This window comes from Acidicapsa borealis, from assembly GCF_059115245.1.
In genome coordinates this window covers 1,354,870-1,373,397 of sequence record NZ_JCACNY010000001.1, presented here as the reverse complement: position 1 = coordinate 1,373,397, position 18,528 = coordinate 1,354,870, and the positions used below count along the sequence as shown (strand labels likewise).

Sequence of the window (18,528 nt, the reverse complement as noted above, 5' to 3'; positions counted from 1 at the left end):
AAATGCCTCTCTTAGTGCATGACGACTTGACCGCCGCCGGTGGGTGCCTTCTTCATCAGGAAGGCAACGGGAATCATGATGGCGCAAGCAAATGCAAAGAAATAGATAATGTCCAGGTAGGAGAGAAGACTCGCCTGCTGCTGCACACTCTGGTAGATCTGCTGCAAGGCGCCATGCTCGCCCTTAGACTGCATCAATTGGCTCAAGTAGTTGTTGAAGAACACGTTTCCGCGGGTGGTATGACGGACGAGGACGTTCTGATGCAATTGCTCATGGCGGGCAAGCATGGTGGTAAAGATTGCCGTGCCGCATGAGCCGCCGATATTGCGCGCCAGATTCGTCATGCCCGCAACATCGTTGTTCTTATCCGGAGCCACCCCCACATAGGACATGGTGCTGATAGGGATGAAGAGGAAACCGATGCCGAGCGATTGGAAGAAACGAAGCCTGGCGGCGTAGCCCATACTCATTTGAAGGTCAAGCCCGCTCATGTAAAACAAACCGCAAGCGGTCAGTATGAAGCCGATCGCAATCAGTTTGCGAGGATCCACCTTCCCGATCAGGAAGCCGACCAGCGGCATACAGATCAGAGTCGCAAGGCCACCGGAGGATAAGGTTAAGCCTGACTGTTCCGCCGTGTAATGCATCAGGTTTTGCAGCAGTTGGGGCAGCAGCGTATTAACTCCATAGAGAGTGGCCCCGAGCACGAACATCATGACAACCGAGAGTGCGAAGGTTCGGTTCTTGAACAGCACCAGGTCGAGGATTGGTCTCTGCTGTGTACGCGCCATTCGCAACTCCCAGAAGATGACCGCGATGAGCGATACGACCGATATGGTGAGGAAGGTAACGATGAACGTGGAGTCAAACCAATCGTCCTCCTGTCCCTTATCGAGGACAACCTCCAGGCATCCAAAGGTAAGAGCGAGAAGACTGAAGCCGATGTAGTCAACGCGAAAATTACCGCTCTGTGCCTCCTTGACCTCACGCTTGATGGTTGGGGTGTCTTCGACGAGCCGGTTCGTCATATAAAGCGACAACACCACAACCGGAAGGTTGATGAAAAAGATCCATCGCCAGTCGAAGTTGTCTGTTATCCAACCACCGATCGTTGGCCCGAGTGTGGGGGCCATGACGATTGCCAGGCCATAGAGTGCAAAGGCTTGTCCACGCTTGGCGGGAGAAAAAGTATCGGCAAGGATCGACTGCTCCGAGGGACCAAGACCACCCCCGCCGAGCCCCTGTAGAACGCGAACGAACAATAGCATCGGTAGAGTTGGTGCAAGCCCGCACAGCAGCGAACTGATCCCGAAAAGCGCAACGCACATCATGTAAAACCGCTTGCGTCCCATCAGGGTTGAAAGATAAGCGGCAAGTGGAAGGATGACAGCGTTGGAGACGAGGTAGGAGGTCAGGACCCATGTGGATTCATCCTGGCTTGCGCCAAACGAACCCGCGATGTGGGGTAAAGCGACGTTTGCGACTGAGGAGTCCAGAACCTCCATGAACGTCGCCATGCTCACCGTGATTGCAATGAGCCATGGATTATGCTTCGGCACCCAGGGTTGTGGATCGATATCACTCATGCTGCTCCTTAGCTCCTATTTCAGCTAACAAACGGAAGGCCGTTCGAACGGTAAGAGGGTAGGTGCTCGCTATCGCTTAGCCCACCACTCGGGGATTGGGATTTTGGGACGCGGCAAATGATGTTCGGCGAGGAACCGGAAGATATCCGGGGCAAACTCCGCGCCGAGGTTACTGCCAGCGAGACGTGAGAATTGAAATACAATCCGCTGATCAGCGTGCGCTACATCATCGAATCCGCTGGGAAGATAGGACATACCCACGTAGCCTCCAGCGGCGAGCCCAGCGAAGTTGGCAAGAGCCGGACGAGCATGTCCAGCGTCAGAGCGGTCGACGAAGGTGTAGGTAAGAGCATGACCTGTCCGCATGAAGAAGTTGGTGCTCGTGGATGGATGGTAGCGAAGATCCTCATGCAGGGCTGCACCGGCGGCGAACCGGGCTGTCTGGAAGGAGGCAACCGTTGCCAGCTGGTCGCCGTAATTTCTGCCGAACGCTGCGGCTCCTTTTCGCCATTCAGCGGGGAAGTGGTCGGGAGGATTGGCCATGCGGATTGCAGCGGGAAACGCCGGGCCGAACAAGGCACGCGGACCAGCAGTTGTTACGGCATATGCCACGAACTTGTCATGCAAGGTCTGCGGCAACAGCGGCAGCGGTCCCATACTGTGCGGAAGCGCGGGGCCGCCCGAGTTCATGGGAGTTGCTTGCGGCTCATCGGGCAGCTCACCTTGTAATTCATCTGGCCTTACCCGACCTCCGAATTCACTGAGTTGCACCGTTTGCGAAGAATCGGACTGTGGGATTCGCTCTACGACCGAGTCCTGCGACAGAGCGCTTGCTGAGCCCAGAGCCAGCGATAAGACTCCGCATGCGACCGGAAGAACTAATGCTCTCATGTGTCTCCTATGCATAGGCCAGTTGGTTGGAGTGACTGAATCCGGTTGCTCGATCCAGATAGGTGTGCATGGAACTTTACCGACTGCTCGTTTCGCCCGCGATCGGCGTGTGTGCAAAAGCACTGCTGAGTTCCCAGGCCGTTGTTGCGTATCGTTCATGAAGGTCTGCCTCGTGGATCAAAGAATGGCTTGTGCGAAACGAAACGTTCGTTTCGTCTTAAAAGATAGACTCAGGGTATCGAAGAAAGGTGCAGAAAAATTGTGATCAGGACAAAAGGACGAGAAAAACAGTTCACATGCGCGTCCATCAGCGCCACTGCGTCAGAATCGGTCGATAAACTAGACGCCTTCACGCACACGGGGTCCGCGCAGGACCGCGGCGACCGCAAAGGGGGTAACCGCAAGGCCAATCGCCATACCGTACAGGCACTTCAGAAGCAGCAGGGTTTGAAATGGAAGCGAAGGGGCAAAGAGTCTCGGCAGGGCCAATGGCAGAACCACGGAACTCATCAAACATGCCGCCAGTGCAATCAAGAATGCGCGGATAACAATTCGAATCGTCGACGTCTGCAGGGTTGCCGGGCCTGGCTTTGTGAGCATCCATAGAGAGGTCATGACGGATGGCGGCAATATGCTCATGAGAGTTGCGATGAAGGTCTGGAAGATCGAGTCCACGATGAGGCTGGGACTGCCGGAGAGCGGCACAATCGCCATGTGGCGAAAAACCAGCCAAACTCCGATGGCGCTGAAAACGCCATTGAGGTAGACAGCCGTGAGTGTCTGTTTTATTAGGAACCGAATCTGGCATCGAGACATGAGGGAGATCTCCGAATGATTTTCTTCTGGCGCTCTGGATTCCCTGGCAGCGTGAAAACAGTATAACCGAAACGAAACCTTCGTTTCGGTTATACTGCGCTAGACGCATCCTGTTGAAGAAAGTTGCAGGAAAGTATAGGTTCAGTGGAATGACGAAGAAAACGGCCACGAAGAGAGCGCCGGAACAGTCGAAGACGGAGCTCCGAACGGAATTGCTGCTTGACCGATTGCTCGACGCAGCAGCCAAGGTTTTTATGGAGAAGGGCTTCGACGCAACCAGCATGGGGGAGATCGCTAAGCAAGCCCATGCTTCCACGGAGACGTTTTATCGCCACTTTCCAACCAAGGAAGAACTCTTCCAAAGGGTGCTGCTGCGCCACACGGAACTTCTCAAAGGGCAGCTGACCTCCGTTCTCATGTCTCAGGAAGCACCGGAAAAGGCCCTGGCCGCCTTTGGAGAACTGGGTCTGTCTTTGCTGCTTGCTCCTGAGATGCTTTCCCTTCACCGCATCCTGGTAATGGAAAAGGGACGCTTCCCCGAGGTGGTCGCATCGTTTCACGCGCAAGGCCCGGCACGGGTACAGGCCGCCCTTGCCGCTTATCTTGCGGAGCAAGTCAAGAAGGGAACTCTGCGCAAGATGAATACGGAGGTCGGCGCACGCCAGTTCTTCGACCTTGTCGTCCCGGAGTTCCTATTCGAAATCAATCTCAATTCCAGACCGTCTCCGACGAAGGCGGAGATGCGGCAAAGGGTGAAGGAAGCAATTGCCTGCTTCCTTCACGGATATGGCTCAAATGGCTAGAGGCTGCATTCTCGTTTCTTATGTGGATGCAGGTTTTCCGTCACAGTGCGTCTCGAGAAGTCGCCTTGTGACGGATGGAATTACGCTTGTGAAGACTGCATTCCCTCCCCTCAATCGGGTGATACATGCTCGGCAGCAGGACAAATCGGCGCGGGTTGGGGCTTAACAAATGAAGCGTTTTGGGCTTTCTGAAGATGCCTGCAGGAAGATCCCAGTGACGGCCTCCACAGCCTCTGCATTGACCGGGCTTGACATAGCTAGACGCAGGCCATGTGTGGCCGCACCCGCCGCAGTACCAATGACGAACGAGTTGATTGAGTTGGCTAGATCGCTTCGTTTTGATTCATATTCCCGATGGATTGCAGACCACATCGATTGCTGCTTCTTCTGACGAGGGCGGATCGGGCTTGGCTGCGCGCCAGAGAATCACCGCAGTGATCGCGGCGGTGATGACCATGCCGAAGCCGAATTCTGTGGTGAGGAAAGGCGCTTTACCGTTGTCGACAGTCATGCGGTCGAAGATTGCCTGGACGAAGAGATTGTGGGTCGCGTGGAGCATGGCGCAGGGCCAGAGACTCTTTGAGCGGAGGCGGAGCCAGGCGAGGATGAAGGCGTCTGCGATGACCATGAGGGTGAAACAGGCGAGGGCGTAAGGCTTTGGCGTGCCGGAGTTGTAGTCCGCGCCAAGCAGCAGCGGATAGTGCCAGGTGGCCCAGATGCAGCCGCTTATCAGTGCGCCGATACCAACGCCGAAACGCTGGGTGAGGCGTGGGAGGAGGAAGCCGCGCCAGCCGATCTCTTCGCCGAGGGCTGTGGAAAGGCTGCGGATCGCGCCATACGTTGCATAGATGGGCAGGGCAAGCAGGAAGGTTACGGTACGCGGCGAGGCGGGGAAACCGAAGGAAGTGCCCATGCTGGTGGCGAAGTCTGAGAAGACGCAGGAGTTAGGGATGAAGAGCCAGCAGGCGATGTAGACGGGCGCGGCGTAGAGGATGGGCAGGACGTAGGCGAGGGCTTCGTAGCGGACGGGGCGCCAGCGCCAGCCGAGTGTGCCGAAGTCAATGCCGAGGATGCGGCAGGTGAGTCCGGCGGCCAAGGCTGGCATCCACATGAGAGTACCGACGACGGCGCCTCCACCAACGGCGAGGTGGCCGGCGTGGATGGCGAGGAGCCAAGGGCCGAGACTGAGTGCAATGACCAGCAGCAGATAGGTGAGGATGCCACGGCTTGTGAGCGTCATGAGACGCAGCATAGCGGAATTCAACGTTTGTTGCGATGATTATTTTGGCTGCTGCTCCGTTTTTCGTGCATGTTGGCCCAAGATTCGATTGACATCACGGATTTCGACGGCGATATTAATGGCAGTTGATACGGAATACCTTTCCCACTGCAACGTATGTTGCGGATACCACATTACAGGCAGCGGTTGGCGCGGCTTTTCAGGGTACCTGTGTTTTCGCGCAGATGGATCGCTGAAGGAGAATGCTTCGATGCGTATTGCCGAGCGTGAATTCAAGCTTGCGTCTTTGAACCTGCCTGCGATTGCAGGGCGGGTTATTTGTGCTTCCCTGCTGCTGACGATGGCTGGTGGCTGGATAGCTCGTGCGCAGGCGGATGGGCCGGTGATCAGTGGCGACGCGCTGAATCATCTGACGCTGGCGAAGATGGTCTTCCCGCAGACGTATACGACGATCTCGCCGACTGTGGTGAAGATGGATGGGCGCGATTCGCTTTGCTACGAGCTATATATCGTGAATATGGGCTCGTCGCCGCTGGAGTTGAGCCGCATTGAGGTGCTGGATGGCGCAGCGGTGCTGCTGGATGCATCGGGCACGGCGCTGACGGGCGCGCTGAAGCATACGGCGAAGACGCCCGGAGCCAAGACGGCTGCTCCTGCGGTGGGGGCCGAGGGATTGGTGGGGCCGGGTGAGCAGATTGTGTTTTATGCCTGGGTGGACTTGCCGAAAGGGTCGGCTGCGCCGAAGGAGATTCGCCATGCGCTGACGCTGAAGCAGCAGGGCGCGGAGGCGGCTCTGCGGATTGTGGCTCAGCCGATTGCGGTGAAGCCGGCGACGGTGGTGATCGAGTCGCCGCTGCGCGGGTCGAATTGGCTGGCTGGGAATGGGCCCGGGAATGTTTCGGGGCATCGGCGCGGGATTATTCCGATCGACGGAGCGGCGCGGGTGCCGCAGCGGTTTGCGATTGACTGGGTGGAGGTCAACAAGGAAGGCAAGACTTACTCCGGCGATGCACTGAAGAATGAGAACTACTTCTGCTATGGGCAAAAAGTGCATGCGGTGGCCGACGGCGTGGTGACGGAAGTGAAGGATGGGATTCCTCAGAACGTGCCTGGGGTCGATTCGAGAGCGGTGCCGATTACGCTTGAGACCGTGGGCGGGAACCATGTGATTCTTGATCTTGGCCACGGGGTGTTTGCGTTCTATGCGCATCTGCAGCCGGGGTCGCTGAAGGTGAAGCTGGGGGATCATGTGAAGGTTGGGCAGGTCTTGGCGCTGCTAGGGAATTCGGGAAATTCTACGGAGCCGCATTTGCATTTTCACTTGATTGACCGGAGTTCTCCGCTGGGTGGCGAGGGGCTGCCGTTTGCATATTCTGCGTATGCGCTGCTGGGTAAGGGGACGCTGGAAGAGAATGCTGCGAAGATCGAATGGCTGACTGCGAAGAAAGATGTTCGTGGGGAGATTCCAGCTGAGAATGAGATTGTGGAGTTTGCGGATGAAGATAAGTAACAACGGACGTAAACGAGGAGTTCGCATGAAGGCTTACGGGAAGATAGTTGGCGCGCTGGCGTTTTCTCTGTTCTTTTTCAACGCTGTTGGCGTGGCTTCTGCTCAGGCTGCGGATGAGTTTAAAGAGACAGATGTGATGATCCCGATGCGGGATGGGTTGAAGCTACAGACGGTGATCTTTACGCCCGTTGTGGCGACGACGGCGCTGCCGATCCTGTTGACGCGGACGCCTTATGGGGTGCCGGAGAATCAGGCTGGGCTGGTCGCCAAGGATAGTCCGTTCCGGCCGCTGATTGCGGATGGGTATGTGCTGGTGTTTCAGAATATTCGCGGACGATTCAAGTCCGAGGGAACGTTCGTGATGCAGAGGGCGCCCACTAAGGACAGTGATCCTAAGTCTTTCGATGAGTCAACGGATGCGTATGACACGATCGACTGGCTGGTGAAGAATGTTCCGAACAACAATGGGAAGGTCGGTATCTGGGGTATCTCTTATAGCGGATGGACAACGGTGATGGCGTTGCGGAATCCGCATCCGGCGTTGAAGGCAGCTTCGGAACAGGCTTCGCCTGCGGACATGTTCATGGGGGATGACTTTCATCACAATGGGGCGTTCCGGCTTAGTTATGGGATGGAGTATTCGGCGCTGGTGGAGGCAGAGAAAGAGAGTAACTTCCACTTCGCTTTCAATTATTCGGATACGTACGAGTGGTATCTGAAGCTTGGACCGTTGACGAATGTGAACGATAAGCATTATCACGGGAAGATTGCTTCGTGGAATGACTTTGTCGAACATCCATCACGGGATTCTTATTGGTTAGCGCAGGCTACGGAGACGTGGCTACGTGGGACGACTGTGCCGGTGCAGAATGTGGCTGGATGGTGGGACCAGGAAGACTTTTATGGTCCTGTGAAGACTTACGACATTCTGCAGAAGGCTGGCGCTGCTGACAAGAACTGGCTTGTCGTTGGGCCGTGGAATCATGGCGGATGGTTTCGTGGAACGGGATCGCATCTAGGCGACATTGCATTTGGATCGGCTACTGGTGAGTATTTCCGCGCGCAGGTGATGGCGCCGTGGTTCAAGTACTGGCTGCATGGAGAGGGAGCAGCGCCGGCAGCGAAGGTGCTGGCCTTTGAGACGGGGACGAATGAGTGGAAACAGTATCCGGAGTGGCCACCTAAGAGTGCCAAGGCTACGCCTATTTATTTTGGCGCAGGGCGCACGCTGTCATTCACGAAGCCTGCTGCCGGGAGCGCTGCGTATGACGCATACGTTTCCGATCCGGCGAATCCTGTGCCTTATCGGCCGCGACCTATCAGTCCTACGTATCCCGGTGTGGAATGGCCTAAGTGGCTGGTGCAGGATCAGCGATTTGTGGATCACCGGCCAGATGTGCTGACGTGGGAGACGGAGCCGCTGGAGAAGGACGTTCGCGTGGCGGGGGACGTGCTGGCGCACTTCTATGCTTCCACGACAGGTACCGATGCAGACTGGGTGGTGAAGCTGATCGATGTGCAGCCCGAAAATGCTGTGTCCATGATACCGGCGGAGGGTGGCGAGGCGGAGCGCAAGGTGGAGATTGGCGGATATCAGCTGATGATTGCTGACGAGGTATATCGTGCGCGGTTTCTGCATGGATTCGATAAGCCGCAGCCTTTAAAGGCGGGTGAGGTCGTGGAGTACAAGGTGGATATGCATACGACCGATCATGTATTCCAGAAGGGCCACAAGATCATGGTGCAGATTCAGAGCACGTGGTTCCCTATCATCGATCGCAATCCGCAGACGTATGTACCAAATATTTTCAAGGCAAAGGCGGAGGACTATGTGCCAGCGACGCAGAGGGTCTATCACTCAGTAGCATATCCATCGAGCGTGGAGCTGCCGGTTGTGGAGACTGAATAGCTAGGCTGAGAACTCGTACCAGCGATAGCCTTCGCGTTGTTCCTTGGCTGCTTCGCGGAGGCGGATGAGGGTGGCTTCGCGGTCGTAGTTAGCGCAGGCAACGAGGAGCAGGTTCACGAGGGCGACGGGCGCCACGTAGGAGTCAAGGAAGGAGTCGCTATCGACAGAGGCGACGAAAAACTCGTCGGTGAAGCGGGCGATGGGCGAGACATAAGTGCCTGTGATGCCGACGCAGTAGGCGCCGTTTTCATGGGCACGCTTAACTGCTTCGACTGTCTGACGAAGGCCGCGGCGAAAGCTGATGGCGATGACGAGGTCGCCTTTACCGAAGACGCGGGAGAGATGGGTGCTGGTACCCTGCGTGGTGCCGATGAAGACGGGCAGGCCGATGACGGCAAGGCTGTATTCGACGTAATGCACGAGCGAGGCGGCTAAGTCGCCGCCGACCACGAGAATGCGCTTGGCGGAGTGGATGCGCTTGGCTACGAGTGCGATTTTGTTGACGTCGAGCGTATTGCGAATGGCGTTGAGGTTCTTGAAGTCCTGTTCGAGCATGGCCTGCAGGTGGTCGGGTGTCTTAGCATCTCCGTCGCTGTGGGCCTGCATGCCGTCGAGTGATGTGGCGTTGGCAATGGAGAGGTCCTGGAGATAATTCTGAAAAGCGCGATAGCTCTCGAAGCCCATCTTCTGAATGATGCGGACCATGGTGGCGGGATCGGTGGAGAGGCGTTCCGCGGCGGAGCGCACGCTGAGGAGTACAAATTCGCGAGGATTCTTGAGGACCTGGCGAATGATCTCCTGCCTTCGCGGGCTGAGCTTCTTGATCCAACTGGTGGGGTCTTCGCTGAGTGTTGTCTTACTCTGAGGGCTTTTCATGGTCTCCGCAGCATCACCCAGGGGAATGGTTCTGTCAACTCTCGTCCGGGCTTGCTTATGAGTGTAACGGAGTTTGTGCCGTTGTACTGCACACTGCAGGTTGCACCATGATTGCTGCAACAGCACAAGAGTCAACAACGTTTGTTGCACGCTTAGACTCTTTGCACAGACAGGATAGCCACTGAAAATCCAAATATTCCTCAATTGTTAAAAAACTGTTGACATAGATGGCTTCTCACCCGACACTAGCGCCAGAAGCACTTTCGCAATATATGTTTCTTTTCTAGTTCACAAGCCTCGCTCGAGACCGCATCCCCCATGCGCATCCAGCCAGGCCTCAAACGGACGCACCCTTAGACAAACAATTCGGAGGATCGGATGATCAGCATGCTGACTTGTCGTTCTTTGAGGAACAATCTTCTATTCCATGGTTTGATCGCCGGGTTGTTACTGGCGGCATCGCTTACGGGTTCCTTGCAGGCACAGACTACGTCGACGATTACCGGCGTGGTGAGTGACCCGGGCAAGTTGGTGATTGCGGGTGCGACGGTCGAGGTGCTGTCAAAGGAACAGGGCACTTCACGAACCACGACTACGGACGCACGCGGCGTATACCACCTGGCGGCGCTTACGGCGGGAAGCTACCGAGTGACGGTGACCAGCACCGGCTTTGCGACTCAGGTGATTCCGGACCTGACGTTGACGCTGGATCGCACGGTTACGCTCGATGTGACGATGCAGGTGGGCAGTGCTTCAGAGCACGTTGAGGTTTCAGGCGAAGCACCGCTGATTGATACGTCGACGCCTGCGACAGGCATGACGATTACGCCGGAGCAGGTGCATGATATACCGCTGAATGGGCGTGCGTATCTTGACCTGCTCCAGATGGTTCCCGGCGTTTCGGTCAACCACCAGGATGATCCGGGGTCGGATACGGCGATTTCCGTGCTGGGAGAGCGCGGCAACAATACAGGCTATCTGATTGACGGATTGAACAATTCGAACCAGTTGACTGGCGGAGCTTCCGCAGAGTTCAACATGGATACCATCTCTGAATTTGAGGTGATTACGAGCGGTTACAAGGCTGAATTTGGCCACGCCTCTGGTGGTGTAGTGAATGTTCTCTCGCGGACTGGCGCGAATAATATTCATGGCCTTGCATCGGTATTTCTGCGCAACAGCAAGCTGGATACGAGCGACATTCCGAAGACGGATACGCCATACCTTTTACGCTGGGACTATGACGTGGCGATGGGTGGTCCGATCAAGAAGGATAAAGTCTTTTGGTTCATGTCCGCTGAGAACATTCATGAGAATGAGCAGCTGAACTTCACTATTCCTACTGGCACGCCGCAGATCCTAATCGATAGCGAGACGGCTTATGGCGGACCTGCGCGCACGCGCGAAATCAGGGCTTTTGGCAAGCTAACCGAGCTTGTGGGAAGACACAAGCTGGACGAGGAGTTCAACTACACAAACTCTCATATCAACAACTTCCTTCCTCTTTCGGCATCTACGTCGCTGCCTTCGACACGGAAGAACTACGGGAACACGGCGACGATGATTGGCGCAACGGATTCCATCCTGCTTGGAGATCGATCGAATCCCTGGATCATGGCGTTGTATGGGCAGTATCGCAGTGAACCTTCCGCAGTTGGTCCGGCACATCCGCAAGCTGGTCCGGATACGCTCTTTAATCTGTTCAGCGGTTACAACACCGGCGGGATTTTCGGAGATCTCGGGCAGGTTGAGTTCGGTTCGCTGACGACGAGCGGATACCTGAAGCAGAAGTATGGCGATGGAGGCTTCAGTACGACCAAGAACTGGAAGAAAAACACGTTCAAGTTCGGCTATGACTTTCTGCGCACTCAGGTGGATGGTGTGGAGCAGAACGTGCAACAGAACCAATTGTTCGCGACACTGGACGACTATGCGAAGTATGGGCCGATCGATTCAGGCTTCTTCCTTCTCTACACGATTGGTGGAGCGACTCCTGCGGACAATGACGTGAAGCTGAGGAACAACTACAGTGGCGCGTATGTGCAGGACGACTACAAGCTATTCAGCAACCTGACCATCAGCGCAGGGCTGCGATGGGACTATGATTCGCGCTTCAAGATCAAGACAAACTTCGCTCCTCGTGTTGGCTTCTCCTGGTCAGTGAATCCCAAGACGGTTGTTCACGGCAGCTTTGGTGTGTTCTATGATCACTTCCGGCTCGGCCTGGCGCGTGACATTCCTGCCTTTGGCGGCGCGACTCTTGAAGCGATTCAACCGCTCTCTTATCCGCGGTTGTTCTATGGGGTCCCGACGATTGCACCGGCGCTGTTTGGTCTTTGCCTATCGGAGACGGAGACGGACGCACAACTGGCCGCCAGCGATGCAACTTGCCCCTTCTTCACCGGACCGATTTACGGTGTGGACCACTTGAACAATGTTGTTGCTGCGGGGCATTCGCCGATTCCGGCGGAGAGCGTGGTGACGTCCGCAAATGTCCAGGATCTTTCTGGTCTTGACCCTACAACCTACCTCAATGATGCCGCGGCAGCTATTGGCAAGCCAAACGGGTATTTGTTCTGGGGACCGTATGGCGCGCTCTCTTACCTGGTGAACCCGGCGGGCAGCTATCCCGTTACGCTTGATCCTTCGTTTGCAACGCCTTTCACGAGGGCGTACACGTTGGGGATTCAGCGGCAGGTGGGGCGGAACTTTGTGGTCTCGCTTGATCTGTATCACAAGGCGATCGAGAACATCCTTGGTGTCCGCCAAACCAACCTTCCGTTTGAGTCGCGCATAGCGAACGACTTTAGCGGAACCTATGTCAATGGCTATGGGCCATGGTATTCGGGCAAATTTGACTCCGCTATTTTGTCTTTTGAGAAGCGGTACAGCAACAACTTCACAGCCGGCGGCAGCTACCAATACACCTCAGAGAATGACGATGCACTGTGCTCAGAGTTGGGCCAAGGACCGACTGGTGTCTGCTATCCGACAGACAGCTTTGTTGGCACGACTACTTTGGTGACGGACCCGACCAGCGGCAAGAGCAACGCCAGCGCAGGGTTCTATGCAAGCAATGGGAACTATGTACCGAAGGCCGGCATTCACTGGAATGGACCCAAGCTGGATTCTGGACCTTCAGACTTCGCTCTTCGACAGACATTGCAACTGCATGGCATGGTACAGATTCCATTCAAGATTCAATTCAGTGGTTTGTTCCGAGCGCAGAGTGGCTTCCGGTATACGGCTTCTGCAGTGGCGCCCGTGGATCAGGATGGCAATGGCAACTACGGACCACGTGATCTGAAGACGGGGCGCAACCAGTTCACGTCCCCGATGTACGTGAACCAAGATCTTCGCATCGCCAGGGACTTCAAGTTTGGGGAACGTTTCAAAGTTCAGCCAATCTTTGAGTTCTTTGACTTATTCAACAATGCTAACCCGGCTGCGATTCAAGTACAGCAATCGACTGGCGCTCAGTTCGGTACGATCTCGCAGAGGCTTCCTGGGCGGCAGGGTCAGGTAGCCGTCCGGATCGAGTTTTAGTGCGGACTGATGATGCTGTTGTGGTCTTGATCGAGGTAGAGGTATGGCTGAAGAGAGCAAGCCGAAAGTCACCCGCACGTCCAGAGTTATTCGCTGGACGGTGCGGGTGATCGTTTCTCTTGTTGTATTGATCATAGTTCTGGCAGGCGTTGGCCCGATTTGGAATGTGCTGGCACTGAGGCACTATCGCGCGATTGCGGGCGTGCCTGGGAAGCTGTACCAAGTGAATGGACGCGCGATGCACATGTACTGCACTGGCTCTGGTTCTCCGACGATTGTGCTGGATGCTGGGCTTGGGAATGACTCGATGATCTGGGGAAAGAATCAGCCGGAGTTGTCGAAGCTTACGCGAGTTTGTGCGTATGACCGCGCGGGCTTTGGATGGAGCGAGGTGCGGCCTGGTGTGCGTGACTCGAACGCGATTGTTGCGGAGTTGCATGGGCTTCTGCAGGCTGCAGACATTACCGGACCGATCATCTTGATGGGCCACTCCATTACGGGGATTCACATGCGCAGGTACGTGATGGAGTACCCGCAGCAGGTGGTGGGGATTGTGTTTGTGGATGGTTCGTATCCGCAGCAGGAGCGGATTTTTCCGCAGGCTATGCAGGATCTTCAGAAGAAGTATGTGCTCTATCTATTTCCTTTGGTCAAGGTGGCCACGGAAGTGGGGGTGCTCCGCGCGTTAGGCCAGTGTACTGAGGTGACGCCGGGGATGGAGGCGTATGCAGCGTGGATCAAAGCTGATTCCTGTGATCCGCAGCAGGTCACTTCAAGTATTGCCGAGATGAACGCTGTGCCAGTGTCCGGCGACGAAGCTGTGAACGCTGGACCGTTCGGAAATCTGCCTATTTTGATTTTCTCGCAGGATACGTCACAGCCGATGAAGGGGCTACCCGCCGATCTTGGCCAGCAAGCTTCTGTTACTTGGAACCGATTGCAGGAGAACACGAAAAAGCTTTCGTCGAACAGCCGGCGGATTATCGCCAAGGGCAGCGGTCACTATGTGATGGTGGAGCGATCGGAGCTTGTGAATCGTGAGGTTGCGAGTTTCATTGAACAAGTGAGAACGGGCGCGGTGTCGCCACAGAACGGAACAACCACCACGCAATAAGTGCTACGCGAAACGGGAAGAGGACTTAACGATGAAATTCAAGTCAATTTGGATGGGTGCGTCTGCTGCTGCAACTTTGGCCGCGGTTGCGATGAGTGGAGCGGTGCAAGCGCAGACCGTGACGAGTTCGCCGGGGACGCCGGCGTTTACGCCGGAAGATATCGGAGCTTTTCTCGATGGCATTGTTCCGATGCAGTTGAAGCGCGAGAATATCGCCGGAGCCACTGTCATTGTGGTGAAGGACGGAAAGGTGTTGTATGAGAGGGGCTATGGGTACGCGGATGTTGAAAAGAAGATCCCGGTAACGCCCACTACTCTTTTCCGGCCGGGTTCCGTGTCGAAGCTGTTCACCTGGACTGCTGTCATGCAGATGGTGGAGCAGGGCAAGATCGATCTTGATCGCGATATCAATGACTATCTTGACTTCAAGATTCCCGCGACGTACCTAAAGCCGATTACTATGCGAAACCTGATGACGCATACGCCGGGGTTTGAAGAGGCGATCAAGGATCTGATCGTGACCAAGGGCTCTGAGCCTGTTTCGATTGGGGAATACCTCAAGACTCATATGCCGAAGCGGGTGTATCCGCCGGGTGTGACGCCGGCCTACTCCAACTATGGCGCTACGCTGGCTGGGTATATTGTCGAGCGGGTTTCGGGCATGCCGTTTGACGATTACGTGGACAAGAATATCTTTGGCGCGCTGGGGATGACGCACACAACTTTCCGCCAGCCGCTCTCCGCGCAACTCTTGCCGATGATGTCCAGCGGCTATGCGCTTGGCAGCGATGATTCGAAGCCATACGAGATCATTCGCGCGGAGCCCGCGGGCAGCTCGGCTACTTCGGCGGAAGATATTTCTCATTTCATGATCGCTCACCTCAGCAATGGTGAGTACAACGGTGTGCGGATCCTTAAGCCGGAGACGATTGCGCTGATGCATTCGCCACAGTTTGCTGTGAACCAGGCGCTGCCACATATGTGTCTCGGCTTCTACGAGCAGACGCGCAATGGACATCGGATGTTCGGGCATGGCGGGGATACGCAGTTCTTCCACAGCGATCTGTTCCTGATGCCGGATCAGAATATGGGGTTCTTTGTCTCCTACAACAGTGCGGGACGTGGCGAGACTGAACAGCGGGCGAATCTCTTCAATGCTTTTCTTGACCGCTACTATCCCTATTCTGTGCCGCCCGGTGTTAAGCAGCCTGATCCCGCAGGAGATGCGAAGCTGGTGGCTGGCGACTACATCACGAGCCGGCGGCCGGTGACGAACATTCTGAGCTTCATCGGCTTTCTTGAAAATCTGAAGGTGACGCCGGGCAAGGATGGCACGGTGATTGTCGATGGGTTCAAGGGAATTAACCAAGTGCCGAAGACTTGGGTAGAGATTGGGCCGCTGCTCTATCGCGAAAAGGATGGGCAGGATCTGCTTGCTTTCAACAAAGACCCTGATGGGCAGATGGTGCTCTCGATGGACTATCCGTTCATGGATTGGACCCGAGCGACGCTGACGAACACAAAGGCATTCAACATTGCGATCATCGTTTTCGTTATCACCGTTTCGCTTCTTACGGTCCTCTTCTGGCCGCTGGGCGCATTGATACGCAAGCATTACCAGCGGCCTCTCCTGCTGGAGCGTGGCCAGGGTAAGTGGCGAGTCGCTATCCGAGTGGTGGCCGCATTCGAATTGCTGTTCGCGGCCTGCTGGATTGGAATTCTTGCCGCTTCAGGTGGGAGCCCGCTGTTTGACGCGAGCCTTGACCCCACACTGCTTATCGTGCAGATCATCGGATGGATTGCCAGTCTTGGAACGTTCGTGATCCTCTACTCGGTTTTGAAGACATGGCGGGCTCCGGGTGAGTGGTGGCTTTCACATCTGGGCAACGTGGCAATTGTTGTGAGTGCGCTTTCGTTCTCGTGGTTCCTGTTGCACTGGCACCTGCTGCACTTCAGCCTGATGTATTAGAACCAGCAGGCTATAGGCCTACCCGGGGAGCTCTGTGGTGTGGTCTCTACGATCGAGATCCACACCACAACTTCACGATACCAATGTCATTTCGAAGTTGCTATCGGCGCCGAGGCGCTGTGGAGTCTTCTCATGATGAGATTTCATCGGACTTTTTGCTCGCTGACGATTGCGATTGCAGCGATCGCCTGCCTGGACGCAAGTCAGTTTGGGAAAGCACAATCCTTTACGATTGAGCAGGTCCTCAGCGCACCGTTTCCGACGCAGCTTACTGCAGCACGGAAGGGGCCGCGCATCGCATGGGTGTTCAGCCAGCGCGGTGCGCAGAATGTCTGGATTGCCGATGGACCAAGCTTCGTTCCAAAGCAAGTCACGCATTTCACAGGAGACACGGGTACGCCGATTGCTTCGCTGAGGCTTTCGCCGGATGGCGCGAGTGTGATCTATGCGCGCGGGACGGAGATTAACGAGGAACAGCGTAGTGCGAATGCCCTGGGAGAAGCGAAGCAACCGAAACAGGAGGTTTGGATTGCTTCGGTGAGTGGCGGTGAGCCGAAGCTATTGGGCGAGATGGGTTGCGAGGCTGAGGGCTGCGAAGACATTCAGGTTTCTCCAGATGGAAAGTGGGCAGTATGGGAATCGAAGCATGAGTTGTGGATTGCTGCCACGGACGGCGCTGGGACAGCAAAACAACTGACGGATATTCGTAGCAGCGTTGCTTCGCCGCAATGGTCGCCGGATGGAGCGCATCTGGCAGCGATCATCGGGCGGCGTGATCACAGCCTGATTGCGTTACTGGATGTGCACGATGGGACGCTGCAGGCATTTCATTACATTGCTCCTTCAACGGAACGTAACATGGCACCGCGATGGTCTCCTGATGGGAGCCACGTTGCATTCTTGCGCGTCGGTGGTGTAGAGGAAAAGCGGACAATCATTCCGCAGCACCCGATGCCGTGGAGTCTTTGGGTGGCGGATGCGCACACGAACGCCGCTAGAGCCATCTGGACGAGTGGGGAAGGAGCGCGTGATTCCCTTCCTCCGTTTGGACCGGACCAACTCTTGTTTGCCGCTGATGAGCGGATCGTATTCAGTTCGGAGGTTGACGGACGCAATCATCTTTATTCGATTGCAGCTTCTGGTGGGGCAGCGAAGCTTCTGACCCCGGGTGAGTACGACGTTGAGGAGGCCGTTTTGGCGAGCGACCGGCGTTCTGTGTTGGTGGAGTCAAACGAGGATGATGTCGACCGGCGACATATCTGGCGCGTGCCGGTGAATGGAGATGCTGCTCCAGTCGCGCTGGCGAAGGGCGAGACGATTGAGTGGTCCCCAGTTGAGACGGGTGATGGCAAGGAGATCGTGAGCCTTGGCTCTACTGCGACAACACCGGGTTTGGTGTACAAGCTGGCCGGTGGAACGCGTGAATTGATCACGAAGGATGCGCTGCCGAAGGAGTTCCCTGCTGCGCAGTTGGTGGTACCGAAGCAAGTGATTCTGACAGCTTCTGATGGGATCACAGTGCATGGGCAGTTGTTTGTGCCGAAGGGGCAGACAAAGCCCGGGCCTGCGCTGATCTTTACGCATGGCGGGCCGCCGCGGCAGATGCTTCTGGGCTTTCACTACATGGACTACTACAGTAATGCTTATGCCGCGAACCAGTATCTGGCCAGCCTTGGATACACCGTGCTTTCGGTCAACTATCGGCTTGGCATCATGTATGGGCATGACTTTCGTGAGGCTCCGAATTCGTGTTGGCGAGGTGCTGCGGAGTATAACGATGTGCTTGCTGGAGCGCATTATCTGCAGGGGCTTCCGAATGTGGACCCGAAGCGGATAGGTCTTTGGGGTGGATCGTATGGGGGCTTTCTCACAGCGCTAGGGCTGGCGCGGAACTCCGATATCTTCGCGGCTGGCGTGGACTTTCATGGCGTGCATGACTGGTCGCAGTTTCTCCCGTCGTGGGAGCAGGGTGCTGAGTCTGCGCCGGACCTGAAGGATGCGGAGAAGCTGGCTTTTTCTTCTTCGCCGAATGCTTCGATCGCGAGCTGGAAGTCACCGGTGTTGCTGATTCAAGGCGACGATGATCGCAACGTTCCATTCAGCCAGATGGTGAGCCTGGTGCAAAAGCTCAAGGAGCAGAAGGTGCCGTACGAAGAGATTGTGTATCCAGACGAAATTCACGATTTTCTTCTGTGGAAGGACTTTGTGCGATCGTACGCTGTGACTGCTGCTTTCTTTCAACAGCATCTTGATGGCAAATAACAAGTA

General features: G+C 55.9%; 12 protein-coding genes. 7 read left to right on the top strand and 5 right to left on the bottom strand.

Features of this window, described 5'->3' with window-relative positions; genetic code table 11:
* Positions 1–11: 11 nt before the first annotated feature.
* From AC5S27_RS05455 to AC5S27_RS05445, 3 genes are all read right to left on the bottom strand, one after another.
* A complete protein-coding gene (locus AC5S27_RS05455) occupies positions 12–1,586 on the bottom strand; it encodes a DHA2 family efflux MFS transporter permease subunit (RefSeq protein ID WP_493933552.1) in 1,575 nt (524 codons plus the stop codon).
* A 69-nt stretch (positions 1,587–1,655) separates the two neighbouring features.
* Positions 1,656–2,477: a hypothetical protein gene (locus AC5S27_RS05450; RefSeq protein ID WP_493933551.1), complete on the bottom strand. Its 822-nt coding sequence runs from the start codon at positions 2,475–2,477 to the stop codon at positions 1,656–1,658.
* A 339-nt stretch (positions 2,478–2,816) separates the two neighbouring features.
* A complete protein-coding gene (locus tag AC5S27_RS05445; protein ID WP_493933550.1) occupies positions 2,817–3,293 on the bottom strand; it encodes a hypothetical protein in 477 nt (158 codons plus the stop codon).
* Positions 3,294–3,442: 149 nt separating this feature from the next.
* Here AC5S27_RS05445 and AC5S27_RS05440 point away from each other — a divergent pair, with 149 nt between their 5' ends.
* Positions 3,443–4,096, top strand: a complete 654-nt coding sequence (locus AC5S27_RS05440; protein ID WP_493933549.1) for a TetR/AcrR family transcriptional regulator — start codon at positions 3,443–3,445, stop codon at positions 4,094–4,096.
* Between the two features lie 343 nt (positions 4,097–4,439).
* Here AC5S27_RS05440 and AC5S27_RS05435 read toward each other — a convergent pair whose 3' ends face one another.
* The gene (locus tag AC5S27_RS05435; protein WP_493933548.1) at positions 4,440–5,348 is read right to left on the bottom strand and encodes a CPBP family intramembrane glutamic endopeptidase; all 909 of its coding nucleotides are present in this window, start codon (positions 5,346–5,348) and stop codon (positions 4,440–4,442) included.
* 238 nt (positions 5,349–5,586) lie between these two features.
* Here AC5S27_RS05435 and AC5S27_RS05430 point away from each other — a divergent pair, with 238 nt between their 5' ends.
* The gene (locus AC5S27_RS05430) at positions 5,587–6,846 is read left to right on the top strand and encodes a M23 family metallopeptidase (protein WP_493933547.1); all 1,260 of its coding nucleotides are present in this window, start codon (positions 5,587–5,589) and stop codon (positions 6,844–6,846) included.
* Positions 6,833–8,755 carry a CocE/NonD family hydrolase gene (locus AC5S27_RS05425; protein ID WP_493933546.1) on the top strand — a complete coding sequence of 641 codons (1,923 nt, stop codon included), beginning with the start codon at positions 6,833–6,835 and terminating at the stop codon, positions 8,753–8,755. The genes AC5S27_RS05430 and AC5S27_RS05425 overlap by 14 nt, the downstream gene beginning before the upstream one ends.
* Here AC5S27_RS05425 and AC5S27_RS05420 read toward each other — a convergent pair whose 3' ends face one another.
* Positions 8,756–9,631: a MurR/RpiR family transcriptional regulator gene (locus AC5S27_RS05420; RefSeq protein ID WP_493933545.1), complete on the bottom strand. Its 876-nt coding sequence runs from the start codon at positions 9,629–9,631 to the stop codon at positions 8,756–8,758.
* Positions 9,632–10,018: 387 nt separating this feature from the next.
* Between AC5S27_RS05420 and AC5S27_RS05415 the strand changes: the two genes are divergently transcribed.
* From AC5S27_RS05415 to AC5S27_RS05400, 4 genes are all read left to right on the top strand, one after another.
* Positions 10,019–13,177, top strand: a complete 3,159-nt coding sequence (locus tag AC5S27_RS05415) for a TonB-dependent receptor (protein WP_493933544.1) — start codon at positions 10,019–10,021, stop codon at positions 13,175–13,177.
* Between the two features lie 43 nt (positions 13,178–13,220).
* Positions 13,221–14,291, top strand: a complete 1,071-nt coding sequence (locus AC5S27_RS05410) for an alpha/beta fold hydrolase (protein ID WP_493933543.1) — start codon at positions 13,221–13,223, stop codon at positions 14,289–14,291.
* 31 nt (positions 14,292–14,322) lie between these two features.
* Positions 14,323–16,260: a serine hydrolase domain-containing protein gene (locus AC5S27_RS05405; RefSeq protein WP_493933542.1), complete on the top strand. Its 1,938-nt coding sequence runs from the start codon at positions 14,323–14,325 to the stop codon at positions 16,258–16,260.
* Positions 16,261–16,392: 132 nt separating this feature from the next.
* The gene (locus AC5S27_RS05400; protein ID WP_493933541.1) at positions 16,393–18,522 is read left to right on the top strand and encodes a S9 family peptidase; all 2,130 of its coding nucleotides are present in this window, start codon (positions 16,393–16,395) and stop codon (positions 18,520–18,522) included.
* Positions 18,523–18,528: the final 6 nt, after the last annotated feature.